General features: G+C 66.6%; 11 protein-coding genes and 1 pseudogene. All 12 read right to left on the bottom strand.

What is annotated here, in order from left to right:
* Nucleotides 1–43: 43 nt before the first annotated feature.
* The 12 genes and pseudogenes from GQ674_RS01655 to sctT all read right to left on the bottom strand — a co-directional run bounded on the left by GQ674_RS01655 (nt 44) and on the right by sctT (nt 12,639).
* On the bottom strand, nt 44–367 hold the full coding sequence (locus tag GQ674_RS01655; RefSeq protein WP_201290206.1) for an EscF/YscF/HrpA family type III secretion system needle major subunit: 324 nt from the start codon (nt 365–367) through the stop codon (nt 44–46).
* A 21-nt stretch (nt 368–388) separates the two neighbouring features.
* Nucleotides 389–1,606, bottom strand: a complete 1,218-nt coding sequence (locus tag GQ674_RS01650) for a PrgH/EprH family type III secretion apparatus protein (RefSeq protein WP_159495743.1) — start codon at nt 1,604–1,606, stop codon at nt 389–391.
* 51 nt (nt 1,607–1,657) lie between these two features.
* Nucleotides 1,658–2,017: pseudogene (locus tag GQ674_RS01645) on the bottom strand (lytic transglycosylase domain-containing protein); the annotation flags it as partial.
* Nucleotides 2,018–2,241: 224 nt separating this feature from the next.
* On the bottom strand, nt 2,242–2,490 hold the full coding sequence (locus GQ674_RS01640) for a hypothetical protein (RefSeq protein ID WP_159495741.1): 249 nt from the start codon (nt 2,488–2,490) through the stop codon (nt 2,242–2,244).
* Nucleotides 2,491–2,622: 132 nt separating this feature from the next.
* A complete protein-coding gene (locus GQ674_RS01635) occupies nt 2,623–3,033 on the bottom strand; it encodes a hypothetical protein (protein ID WP_159495740.1) in 411 nt (136 codons plus the stop codon).
* Nucleotides 3,034–3,316: 283 nt separating this feature from the next.
* On the bottom strand, nt 3,317–5,227 hold the full coding sequence (locus tag GQ674_RS21485) for a hypothetical protein (RefSeq protein ID WP_236546166.1): 1,911 nt from the start codon (nt 5,225–5,227) through the stop codon (nt 3,317–3,319).
* Between the two features lie 211 nt (nt 5,228–5,438).
* On the bottom strand, nt 5,439–6,917 hold the full coding sequence (locus tag GQ674_RS01625) for an IpaD/SipD/SspD family type III secretion system needle tip protein (RefSeq protein ID WP_159495739.1): 1,479 nt from the start codon (nt 6,915–6,917) through the stop codon (nt 5,439–5,441).
* 67 nt (nt 6,918–6,984) lie between these two features.
* Complete coding sequence (locus tag GQ674_RS01620; protein ID WP_159495738.1) at nt 6,985–8,319, bottom strand: hypothetical protein; 1,335 nt, start codon at nt 8,317–8,319, stop codon at nt 6,985–6,987.
* A gap of 52 nt (nt 8,320–8,371) precedes the next feature.
* On the bottom strand, nt 8,372–10,042 hold the full coding sequence (gene sctE, locus GQ674_RS01615) for a type III secretion system translocon subunit SctE (protein ID WP_159495737.1): 1,671 nt from the start codon (nt 10,040–10,042) through the stop codon (nt 8,372–8,374).
* Nucleotides 10,043–10,194: 152 nt separating this feature from the next.
* Entirely contained in the window at nt 10,195–10,719 is a 525-nt protein-coding gene (locus GQ674_RS01610; protein ID WP_159495736.1) for a SycD/LcrH family type III secretion system chaperone, read from the bottom strand.
* Between the two features lie 31 nt (nt 10,720–10,750).
* On the bottom strand, nt 10,751–11,842 hold the full coding sequence (locus GQ674_RS01605) for an EscU/YscU/HrcU family type III secretion system export apparatus switch protein (protein ID WP_159495735.1): 1,092 nt from the start codon (nt 11,840–11,842) through the stop codon (nt 10,751–10,753).
* A complete protein-coding gene (gene sctT, locus GQ674_RS01600; protein ID WP_159495734.1) occupies nt 11,839–12,639 on the bottom strand; it encodes a type III secretion system export apparatus subunit SctT in 801 nt (266 codons plus the stop codon). Before sctT ends, GQ674_RS01605 begins: the two co-directional genes overlap by 4 nt.

The following is a 12,639-nucleotide window of genomic DNA, read 5'->3' as shown; positions in this document are numbered from 1 at the left end:
CTTGAAAGACCCGCCGCGGCCCTGCGCCAACGGCGGGTGGGGTTCACGCCAGGTTGCGGATGACCGACTTGCTCTGGTCGGTCAGGCTCTTGGTCGAGTTGGACTGCAGCATGCGGTACATGTTGTATTCGGACAGCGCGCTCTGATAGGCGCCCAGCAGGATGGGATTGCCCGGGTCCTTCTTCAGTTCGGAGAAGGCATCGTCCAGCTTGGCCTTCAGGTCGCTCACACCCGTATCGAACGCCTTGGCGTGCTCGCTCATCCAGCCGCCCCATTTGGCGGCGCTGCCGCCGGGCAGGCCCGGATCGCCGAAATCGCCATGGGCGTTGATGGTGGAGCCGGTGTTGTTGGTTACAAAGGTGCTCATCGAAGTACGTCTCCAGGAAAGTCAGGGAGCTGCAGGGGCCGCGCCATGGGTGGCACGTGCGTAAGTCCACCGGCCTTCGCCCACTGACATCAGCTGGCCCGGTGAATAGCGATAGGAGCGACCCTGCAGCAGGTCGTCCCACAGTTGCAGGTGGACCGTGATGCGGCGCTGGCCCCATTCACGGTGGAAGTGCCCGGCCATGCCGGCCATGGCATTGAGGCTGGCGTCGTCGAGGAAGACATCGTTGATGACGCTCACCCGGGTGCCATAGGGCTCGGCGCGGCTGCTGATGCCCAGACCGCGCAACTGCGCCTGGGCCAGTGCCACCAGCGTGGCATCGCTGGTGGTGCTCACCTGCACCGGGCCGCTGGCATAGGCCGCATGGCCACGGATGAAGGCTTGGGCCTGCTCACGCTGCACGGGAGTGATCGGCCCCAGCAACACGATGTGTGGCTGGGCGGGCTGCTCCAGGCGGACGATCACCACCGGCAGCCCGGCCTGCAGCAGGCCCTGCTCCAGCCGCTCGGCCTCCTGGCGGCGCAGCAGGTAGATGTCATCGCTGCGCTGCAGGCGACGGCTGGCGCACTCGCCCCACGCCGCGCCGTCGCGGTCGTCGGTGAAGGCATACAGCTTGCCGTCGGTGCCGGCCACGATCTGGTAGTCGCCCGGTGCGTTGCGCAGCACCGTCGCCAGACCATTCACACGGACCTGTGGCGTGTACTGCCAGTAGAACCATGCCGACGCCACGGCCACCACTACAACCGCCAGCGCCGCCCAGCGAAGAACGCCGCCGCGACCAGGCGCGCGGGGCGGCGCGGCGTCGGCGGCCGGGCGCCGGCCAGGTACCAGCGCGGCCACGGCCTGGTGCGGGGGCACGAAGGCAAGCACCTCCGGCACCCAGGGCTCGGCCGTGGTGCGCACCGCGAAGTACACCCCGCAGCACTGAACCACGGTCTGCGCTGACAGGGGCCGATACTGCCAGGGCTGGTCGGCGGCCTCGCGCTCGCCCAGCTGCAGCCCGGTGGTGGCGTCGGCAGTGGCCGGACACTGCACCAGGAAGGCGGCGGGCGGCAGGTCTTCGGGCAGGAAATACGCATTCTCTGCCCCCTGCAGCAACTGTGCGGCGCGGCCATCCAGCAGATCCTGACGGGCGCCGATATGGAACACGGTGTCGCCGCGGTTCAACGTGTATTCCACGCCGTTCAGCGTGCCGGAGAGAAGCTTCAGCTGGTAGGACATGGCAAGGCTGGACCAGGAATCAAAAGGGAAGAAAGGGAGGGCATCACGTGCTCAACGCGCGTACAGCGCAAGCACGCGGCGTACGTACGCACGGGTTTCGGCATAGGGGGGAACGGTGTTGCCATGCCGGCGCACCGCGCCTTCGCCGGCGTTGTAGGCGGCCAGCACCAGCTCCAGGTCACCGTCGAACTGTTTGATGAGCCACGCCAGATAGGCTGCGCCGCCGCTGAGGTTCTGCGCGGCATCGAAGCGATCACGCACACCGAAGCGTTTGGCGGTGGCCGGCATCAACTGCATCAGGCCAGCCGCGCCCGCGCGTGACACTGCGCGCGGGTTGTAGGCCGATTCCACCTGTACCACGGCATGCAGCAGCGCCGCGTCCACCCCCGCCTGTTGCCCGGCCGCATCAATCAGCGGGTGTGCCCATGCGCTGCCGCGCGGTGGCGTGGGTGCCGCAGCCGTGCGCGTCTGCACCCTGGGACGCGATGGGCGCGGTTGCAGTGGATTGAACGGCTGCGTGCCCGGCGCAGGCGTCTCACTGACGTGGACGTGGCCATCCGCACCAAGCCTGGCATGGATGGCCGCGTTGGCCGGGGAGGTAAATGCCAGCAGCAGCGCGCATAGGGTGACGCGGATCATGGCTGCCGGCGCCCCTGTGCGATCACGGCGGCGTCCAGATCGGCGACAGTGCGGATGGACCGTACCACCTCCGGCGCCAGGATGACGCCGTGCACATTCTCGATGTCGATGAAGAGACCGGCCACGTCCATCGAGTCCAGGCGCAGGTCTTCGACCAGCCGGTCACCGGCGGCAACGTGCAGTGGGCAGCGCCCACTGGCGTGAGCGACAAGCGTAGCAATCGACAGGGGGGGTACGACGGTCATGTACATCCAGGGGCGATGGGCCGGCCCGCGTGACGCCTGCAATGACGCGGCGGGCGGGCCGGGCGCCATGGTGCGTGATTGCCGCGGCACCCACCATGCAACAACTTGTAAAACAGGTGCCGTGTGCGCGGATCAGATCATCTTTTCGATCCGATGGAGGCCATCAGGCGCGTTGGCATTTACCGCAACGAGCACATCGATGATGGCGTCGGCCACCGGTGCGCCTGACGGGGTGTTGGCGGCTACCGCCTGATAGAAGCTGGGGAATGCAGTGCGAGTCACCGACTCCAGCCTGCGCGCAGCGGACTCTGCAAACTGGGCCAGGTGGCAGCCGCGCACGGCGCTGAGCGAGCCATTGGTGATGCTGTTGACCTCTTCGGAGAGCAACGTGACCTGTGCCGCGTAGTGGGTCTTCGGCTTGGTGTGCGCAATGCGGCTGAAGACGCCGGGCGAGGCCTTGCGGATCTCACCGGTTTCGGTCATCCGCAACGCCGCCGATGCAGACAGATGGCGACACGCCTGGTGAAGCTCGGACAGGCGCACGAATTCACCACTTCGGCGGATGAGGTCGTTGACGTGTTCGCCCGGTGCGTTGCGCAGGGCGGTGAGCGCGATACCGGCGCGGGTGTCCGGCGCGTGGGACGCTCTGGCGGCCGCGCCAACGAAGCGGCTGACTGCTGGTAGGCCAAGGGAAGTACAGATGCAGGTGGGGACTGGCATGGTGATGGGAGTTCGTATGGGTGGCGTGCGCCCAGCCTTGGCTGGGCAGCCTATTGGAAGCGTGTAGCCGAAGCGCAAACCGGAGTGTTGAAATGGGATACCAGCGTCAGACGGTGGTCCCGCGGGCTGAGACCCATGGCTGATCGGTGTCAAGCAGGCCCGGATCCGGCGTCGCTGCACGCCGCTGCCGAGCCGCTGCCGCCCTCTCCTCGGCGGCCTGCTTCACGGTCTCCGGCTGCACCGTCACGCGCAGAATTTCGCTGGCTTTGCCGCGGTGATTCACGTCTTGGCGGATCCGCGCCGCCGATATCGCAGGAACGACCTCAGGGGTATCCAGGTCACTTCGGACCGTATCCACTTCACGTACGGCTCCTCCCTTCACTGCCACCTGCACCGTCCTGCTCTGGTTGTTGTGGCGCAATGCTGTGTAGTTCATCAAGTATTGCGAGCCACCTTGGAAAACGTTGCCATGGCGCAAGCCCGGATTGGGCGCACCCAGGAAGGTGGGCAACCACTTCTTGTCCGACTTGGTGGGCTGAATGAAGACCCGGGCTACGGGTGGGTTCATCGGTTCCGGCATCCGGATTGTTTTGACCACGTCATGGACGATCGGCCTTCCATCTGGGCCTTGGTTACCATCCGGACCCTGATTACCATCCGGACCCCGATTACCATCCGGACCCTGATTACCATCCGGACCCCGATTACCATCCGGACCCTGATTACCATCCGGACCCCGATTACCATCCGGACCTCGATTGCCATCCGGACCTTGATTGCCGTCCGGACCTCGATTGCCATCCGGACCTTGATTGCCGTCCGGACCTCGATTGCCATCCGGACCTTGATTGCCGTCCGGCCCTCGATTGCCATCCGGACCTTGATTGCCGTCGGGGCCCGGCTTTCCATCTGGACCCGGCCTGCCAACACCCTGCTCCCGCAACAGCTGCAGCACCTGGGGCAGCACTTCCTTGTTGAACTCGTGCATCGGCTGCATCAGCGCCGGTATCCAGCTCAGGTCGGGGGCGTTCACGGTGGTGTGCATATCGCCCATGCGGTTGCTGTTGTTGAACACCGGCCCTGCCATCGGCTCGGACATGCGGCGATCCCGTGCCGGCGGCGGCGTGTCTGCGGCAGGCGTGCGCGGCGTGGGTGCTGCCGGCGTGCCGCGCTCCGCCTCGTCCAGCAGATGCAGCAGCTTGCCCGCGAAGGTGAACAGGCCGACCGTGTCGGCCGCTTGCCATTGATTCATCACCGTGGTCCAGGCAGCACCGGCCTTGGCGTTGATGAAGTTTTCCAGCGCGCCAGGCTGCACCGCCTCGCTCAGGCAGATGCCCTGCTTCTGGCAGGCAATATGATCCAGCCCGGGCATCATCAGTTGCGCCAGACGGCCCATGGTCTTGTTGGCCGGGGTGGTGGAGGTCAGGTCAACCGCGGCTGACAGCTTGCCAGCAGCGTTGCGCAGCGCATCCAGTGCGGCCCGGCGCGCGTCCGTGGTCAGGCTGTTGCGCGCGCAGTCGGTCCAGTTGTTGCCTTTCCTGCTCACGCCCTCCTTGACTACGGTCTCAATGTAGGTGGAGAGGGCCTTGGTCAATGCCTCAACCTCGGCTGTCGGCACATGCGGCAGGGGCGCCAGCCCGGCGTGCTCGATACCGAACCGGTCCACGTCGGTGACCGCCAACTGCACGCAGGCGCTGACCACCGCCTCGCGCCCCATGGCGTCGTGATCCCCATGGATGATCTCCTGGACGATCGCACCGTTTACCTGCACACCGTTGAGGTTGGCAAGCACGTTTTGGGTGGCCAGCGCGCGATGGTCGAGCGAGGCGTTGATCCGCTCCTTGCCGAATATATGGCTGGCATCGATTGGGGAGCTTCTGCCAGATGCTGCGTTCTGCACCACCAGGTTTTCCGCCACCGACGCGTTGGTACTGTGGAACGTGTCCCACATCTCCAAGGTCTTGCTGCCCGCATTGCCGATCATGGATAGCTGTTTACCGGCAGCAGACTGCGCCATCGGTCCGCGTGACTGCTGGGACGCGGAGGTGGAGGTTGAGGCTGAGGTGCGCGTGGACGTTGGCAGCGACCCATTTTTGAGACTGTCGACGGGCAGGCATTCTCGTTGCACCGGCGGCTGGTATGAACGCGGCGGAAGCATGTGGGACGTCGCACTGACGCTTGGGTTAGGCATCGAGGTCATTCCTGATCGAAGAAGGGCAAGATCGTGATCACGTCAAGTTGCTGACGAAGACGCGATCGGCTTCGGTGATCGCATCGATGGTGCCGCTGAGGGTCTTCACCAAGGTATCCCACAGCTGCAGCGTGCGCTGATAGTTTTCGGTCATCACCTTACTGATGTGATTGAAACGCTCCATCAGGGCGTCCTTGGCCGACGTGATGGCATTCACTTTGGCCGGCGTGAGGAATACGTTTCGCCCCCCCGTGTCATAGCCGGGTTCACCGGGCCGCGGATTCGGCGGGCGACCATTCTTGAGCGACAGCGTTCCCTGCAGGTTGCTGATCGTGGAGGTGTCCATTCTCAGCTGGTAGCCGTTCCCGTCGCGGACCACGGTGACGCCTTCCAGACCCAGCTTTTTCAGATGCTCCTGCGCCTCTGCTTCGGTGGCGAAGCTGCCCCCCAGGTTCATGGCGTCGCTGTTCTTCAAGTCCTCCAGTGCAACCCAAAGCCTGTCGAAGTTCATGTTCTGGGTGCCATCGTTCTGGAACCCGTTGAAGGCGGAAGCAAACAGCGCCATCACTTCGGTCAGCTTCTCGAAGAAGGCGATGTACCTTTCCAGAATCTCCTGGTTGCGGTCCAGCCAGTCGCCCTGCAGCCCTTCCAGCAATTTGAACAGCTCGTCGAAGAAGTCGTAGTGCGAGCCGTGGTCCTGCGCGGCCGCATCGGCCGCCGCCTCGTGGTGGGCGAACAGTGGCTGCAGCTGCACGGCAAGGCTGGCCTTCACCGTGGCGTCGATGCCCGGATCGTCTGCCAGCGCCTGCACGCTGACCATCAGCTGGCTGCGCCCGGCGTCGGCGATCGCCTGCCTGATCTGCGCGGCCTGGGTTGGGTCCACGTTGGCGTGTGCGCCAAGGACGGAATCCAGCGCGACCCGCATGTCGGCAATGAGCGTATCGCGACGCGCCATGTCGGCCCACTGCAGGGTGCAGCGATCCAGCACGGCCAGGTCGCCGTCTTCGCCGGGCAGCACAAACAAGCCCGTGGCCTCGTTCTGCGCCCAGGCATGGCGCAGGCCGCGCTCGGCCTGTGCCAGGTTCGCCTGCAGGGCAGACAGCACGGCGCCGGTGTCGTCGGTTGACGAGGACGCCTGCGCGCCGGTCAGCAGACCGGCCGCTTGGGCCTTGGCGGTCAATGCCATGGCCGCACGTGCGCGCCACTCACGCGTGTTCTTGGTGTCCTCCGCATAGGCAGCGCCGTCCTGCGCCTGCGCGGGGGGCGCGACGTGTTCGCCCTCCTCCAGCAGCGCCTGGACCTGCCGCTGTAGCTGCGCAGCCTGCTGCAACTGCAGGCGCAGGCCAGCGCGCCGACCCTGCTCGGCATGCAGCCGGGCACCTGTCTCGATCAAGCCGGCGCGGTCGAGCGACGGGCGCGCGATGCGCTGCTCCTGCAGGCCGGCGCTGGCAGCCGGCGACGGTGCCGGCGGCTGGCCTGTCGTGCGCAAGGGGGTGAACGCGGTGGGTAGGATCATGGGAACTCACGGTCTTTGCGTACCGCCGGCGGGGACGCCGGGCGGCACGGAATGAAAAGGCAGGGGATCAGGCGCCGATGTTGCGGGTAATGGCGTCGCGGGTAGCGGCCTGGGTATCGCCAAGCGCGGCCAGCTGGCGGCGGACCTCGTCGGTGGATTCGCGCGCCTTGACTGCCTCCTGCTGCTGATTCTCGGACGTTTTGCGGCTGACTTCGGCAGCCTGGGTGAGGTTCTCCTTGATGCGGCTTTCCTCGGCCGCCTTGGCATCGCCATCGGCCTGGGCCACATTGCCTGCGGCGTTGCCCATTTGAGTTGTCGACTGGCCCGCCGCGATCGGCATCGAGTTCTGCGCGGTGTTCCGGGCGTGCTGAGCATGGTTGGTGGCTGCGGCGGTGCGGCTGCCACCGCCAGTCAGCACACCCTTCTGACCGGCGCTCATGGCGCCGCCACCAGCCTTGGCCTCACCGCTGGCCAGATCGAGCGCCTGCTTGTTGGCCTTCTGGCTGTGGCCGACCGCGTTAAGCTCGTTGCGATCAATGCTCTTGACGTTCTTGGAGGTTCCATACGCCATCACGCCGAGGCCGGCGCCGGCGATGGCCACCGTGGTGCCCAACGCGATTGCCGCCCCCTTCTTGTGCTCCTCTGCACTGGCCACCAGTCGTTCACCGGCAGCCTTGACGAACGCCTCGGCCTTGATCAGCGAGGCCGCGCCCTGCTTGCGGTCGGTCTCCGACAGTGCCATGAGCAGGGTCATCAGCAGCACCATCATCGCGAACACGGCATCGGTGCGACTCTTCTCGACGCGTTCGTCCGGGTGCATGGCAATCAGTGCGTCCAGCTGGGAGGAGAGCACAGCGCTGTCCTCCAGCAGGCCACTGTCGCGCAGGGCTTCCAATGCGCCCGAATCGGGCACGGCAATCCTGTGTGTACCGCTGGCGATGCTTTCGAATGCGGCGCGGAAATGGCCATTGGCTTCCGCTTCATTCTTTGCCTCGGCCAGCGTCTTGAGCATGGCGTGTTCAGTACCGGCCTTCAGGCGTTCCGGTGACTCGTTGGCCCCGTTGGCAATGGCCTGACGCACGCCGGTTTCGGTCAGCGTGGCGGCACGCTCCATCAACTGCTGCCGCTGCGCGCTGATCGGTCCGATCAGGCTGCCCGCAGGCAGGCCATCGATCACTTTGCGCGCCTCGCCTGCGGAAAGGGCCTCGCGCGTGGGAAGCCGCAGCGTGCCAAGCACGGCGCCGAGTGCCGCACCGGCAACCGCCATCTGGGCCAGCAGCTCGCTGGCGATCTTGTCCATCGCGCTGGCGTCGATCGCTTTTGCCCCTTGCAGGGAACGCGCCGTGTCGGTGGTGGTGCGCAGCTGTGCGGGAAGGGAGGAGGTGAAGATTGAGATAGTCATCAGAGTGTTCCTTGCGAAGGGAGCGCGTCGCCCCAGGAAATGCGTAAGCGGCTCAGGCCGAGGTGCGGATATGGGCCAGGATGGCGCGGGAGGCAGAGGCTTCCTCGGCCAGGATGTCGCTGGCCTGGGTCATCAGGTCCAGCCCGGTGCGGCTGAGCTGTGCGACAGCGTCCTGCACCATCTGCAGCAGGCTGCGGATGACGTCGTCGCCGAACAGGTACTTCTCCAGCTGCTCAAGCAGCTTGGCAATGTCGACCTGGATGCCGGCAACGATGAAGTTGCCCACGCCGGTGGCCACCGACGAGGCGACCGAGGCCAGCTGCGCCAGCGTCTGCACCACTTCCACGGCCTGCTTGACCAGGGCGGCGATCTTGCCCGCTTCGGTGGCCGCACCGCTGAAGTTGCCGGCTGCGATGGTGGCGGCAATGATGGCCACCATGATGACGATGACGGCGACGACGGCGCCGATCTGCTCGGCGATGGCGCGGTCCACGCCGAAGGCCACCAGTGCTTCGGTGACCGCCTTGCCGATGGCATCGGTGACCTTGCCCATCACCGAGAATCCAGTGAATTCGGCCTGGATGCTGTCCACGGTCATGATCAACCCGACCGTGCCGGCCACCACCAGCAGCGGATTGGCGGTCAGCGTGCCCACGGCGATGGCAGCGATGCTGCCCACCACTGCCAGGGCCTTGCTGACCCAGCCGAACACCTTGCCGAAGCAGCCGGACTTGCTCTCGGCCTCGCGGGCACGCTCCAGTTCGGCCTCCTGTTCCTCGGCGAGCTTCAGCTGTTCCTTCTGCGAGGCTTCCAGCCGTTTGATCGTGGCTTCGCTGTCGGTCTTGAGTTTCTCCAGCGATGCGTCGGACATGATCTGGCTGAGCAGGCCGATCAACGCCTGCATGCGCGCACTGCGGCTGCCCAGGTCCACCTCGGGCGGGCGCAGACCGGTGGGGTCCTCGCGGTTGAACGCGTCCACCTGCGCACGCACCTTGTTGGAGACGTCCACGGCCGCCAGGTACTGTTCGCTGGCCGCGGCAAGCCGGGCACCCGCCTGCTCGGCGCCCTGCGCGGCGGTGGTGGCTGCCTGCCGTGCACCGGCCAGGTCGGTTTCCAGTGCGGCACGCAGGGTTTCGTAGTCCGGGTCGGCCGGATCCAGGCCTTCCAGCGCCTGCTGCAACCGATCCACCTCGGCCCGGGCGGCCTCGGCGGCGGCCTGGGCCTGCGCCGCGTCGGCGCCGGCGGCATCAGCCACATCCGCTGCGGCGGCTTCGGCAGCCAGGGCCGCATCCAGCGCGGCGGCCAGTTGTTGGGCCTGGGCACTGCGGCTGACCAGCGCCTCGGCGCGCGCCTTGCTGGCGGCCACCAGATTGGCCAGCGAGCTGGCACCGAGCATTTTGCCCAGGGTGCCCACCAGGGCCAGCAATGCCGCTTGCGGCGACAGGCGCTCGGATGCCTTCGGCAGGCCGGCGGCCTCGAAGGCACGGCCCAGCCGCTGCGGGTCAGGCGCACGCAGTTCCGGTGCGCCGTTGTTGTGGGTGGTGGCGGCGCGGGGCCCGGTGTGGCCCTGCGCCTGCAGCTTGTCCACCAGTTGCACGAACCGCGCCTGGACCCGTTCGATCGCGCCAAGGTCGGCGGCGCCGAAACCCTGGGCGGCGCGGGCGGCCTGGCCGTGGCTGCCGGGGCGCAACGCAAGCGGTAGGCTGGGAGAAATGGTCGTCATGGCATCGTGCCTGTCTGCGGAGGGAAAGAAGCGCGCCGCCCGGCGTACTGGCCGGGGCAGCGCATCCTGTGCCGCCATCTTCCCCGCCGCGCCGGTGCGGCGCTTTCAAGTTCTGCGCATCCGGCGCGGGCCGAGGCGCGGCTGCCGCACCATCACGCCTGTGACGGGGGTACGTCGGTGTCGCCGGGCGTGTCGTCATCTGCTGCGCCGATGGCGTCGATATAGGCCTGCGCGCGCACGCCCAGCTCACTGCCGCCGGCACGCTTGGCCACCCCTTCAAAGCACTCCTGCGCCAGCGTCAGCTTGCCCAGTGCCAGGTGGCATTGGGCCATGTGGAACATCGGCTTGTCCGAGCGGGTATCGAGCATCTGCGCCAAGGCGTAGTGGGAGATGGCCTTGTCGTACTGCTTTTTCATCTGCAGCACCGCGGCCAGGCCCATCGCGTAATCGGCGTTGTAGAAGTCATACAGCGACAGGAAGCGGAAGAAGTGTTCGGCATCGTCCAACTGGCCGTTGCGGAAGAAGTCGTAGGCCAGCGCGTAGACGCCTTCCAGCATGTCGCCGCTGATGCCCTTGAGGTCTTTGAGGGTGGCGCCATTGCGCAGGCCATCGAGGATCAGCCGGGTCTGTTCGGCGCTGTCCTGGTCGGCGCTCTGGCCGGTGGGGGTTTCATTCATGGGGATCACCTGTGGCGGGGAAAAGAAGGGTTCACTGCAGCGTCGGCGGCGTATCACCGTCGTCGCGGGTATCGGTATCCACCGGTTGGGCAGCGCGCTCGACGTCGCGCAGCCAGCGCACGACCTGCATCACGCCGTCGATGTCATCGTCATGCACGAAGCGGTAGCGGCGGCTCTTGGCGAACACGGCACGGGCCAGGCGGATATCGCGCACCACCGGCACGCCGCTGCGCTCGGCCAGGGCGATCACCTTGCGGGCGCGTGCCCCCTTCTCGCGCACCGACACGAACGGCATGGGCATGTCGTCATCCATCAGGAAGATGCCGATGGCGATATGGGTAGGGTTGGCCAGCACCACGGTTGAACCGGCCGTATCCGCCTGCACCTGCGCAGACAGTTCGTCGCTGATTTCGCGGCGCCGGTGCTTGACCTGCTCGCTGATTTCGTTGTCCTTGCGCTCGCGCTTGACCTCGTGCTTTTCCATCTTCAATTCGCGGATGTGCAGCAGATGGTCCAGCCAGCCCACCAGCAGGTACACCGGCGCGAGGGCCAACAGCAGGCCCGCCCCCACCGCGCTGGCCAGCTTGCCCCAGGCAGCGGCCAACTGGGCATCGGTGGCGTGGACGATGCCGAACACGTCCGGCGCCCACAGGGTGAAGGCCAGCCAGCAGAACAGGCCGGCGCACAGCAGGTAGAGCACCGCCCTGCCCAGGTCCTTGAGCACCTTCAACGAGAACAGGTTCTTGAAGCCATTGACCGGGTTGACCCGGTTCAGATCGAGCCGGATGGCTTCGCTGGCGATGATGCCCCGGCTCATGAGCAGCGAGACCACCGCGCTGGCGACCACGGTGGCGGCCAGGACCGGCACCACCGACCACGCAAATGCCTTGAGCGCGGCCACGGCCGCCGCTGCCGGTGGAACACTGAACTGGCCGCCCACCAGGTCGGTGTACAGCGCACGTACCGACTGCAGGCCGGTGACGGTGGCCATGGCCAGGCCGCCGGCCCACAACACGGCCGCCGCGAGCAGGTCGCGGCTGTTGTAGCTTTTGCCCTTCTGCGCTTCCTTCTGCAGGCGCTTGGGTGTGGGTTTTTCGGTTTTCTCGCTGGCACCGCTGCTCATGCGGGCATCCCGGGCAGCAGCGCGCGCAGCGGGGGGTGCAGGCGCCACAGCGCCGGCACCTGGTCGGCCATCACCTGCATGAAGTAGAACAGCATCGCCAGCAGCGCCAGAAACGATTTCAGCGCGAGCGACACCGAGAACGCGTTGAGCTGCTGGGCAAAGCGCGACAACACGCCCAGCACCACTTCCACCAGGAACAGCAGCACCAGCACCGGTGCGGCCATGCGCGCGGCCGCGGAGAACACGATGTCCATGAAGCCGTGCAGGCTGGGCAGGTCCGGCAGGAACGCGCCGCCCATGGGCACCAGCGTGTAGCTGCCGTGGATGGCTTCCATCAATGGCACCAGGCCACCGGCCACCAGGAACACCACTGCGCTGAACGTCTGCAGCAGGTTCGCCGTTTCGGTGGCCTCCACGCCGGTGAGCGGGTCGAGCAGCGCGCCGACACCCGCGCCGCGTTGGGTGTCGATGATCGAACCGACGGCGTGGAAGGCGTGGTAAGGCAGCGCCAGCATCAACCCCAGCACGGTGCCGATGATGGCCTCGGTCATCGCCGCCAGCGCGAGCGCCGGCAGTCCCTGCGGTCGTTGCAGGTCGGCCGTGACCGGCCACATGCCCACCAGCACCACCAGCACCAGCAGCACCCGGACGGTGCGCGATGGCAGCGCACCGGCCCCCAGATAGGGCAGCCAGGCAATGCACGGCAACAGGCGGGCGATGCCCAGCGCGGCCGGCACTGCGTGGTCGCCAAGCGCGTTGATGAGGGCGGCATCCAGCGGTGTCAGCGTAACTGACAT

The organism is Stenotrophomonas sp. 364 (genome assembly GCF_009832905.1).
Taxonomy (GTDB): Bacteria; Pseudomonadota; Gammaproteobacteria; order Xanthomonadales; family Xanthomonadaceae; genus Stenotrophomonas; species Stenotrophomonas maltophilia_AP.
Note: the sequence above shows the minus strand (reverse complement) of the source record. Positions and strands in the feature narration are given on the sequence as shown.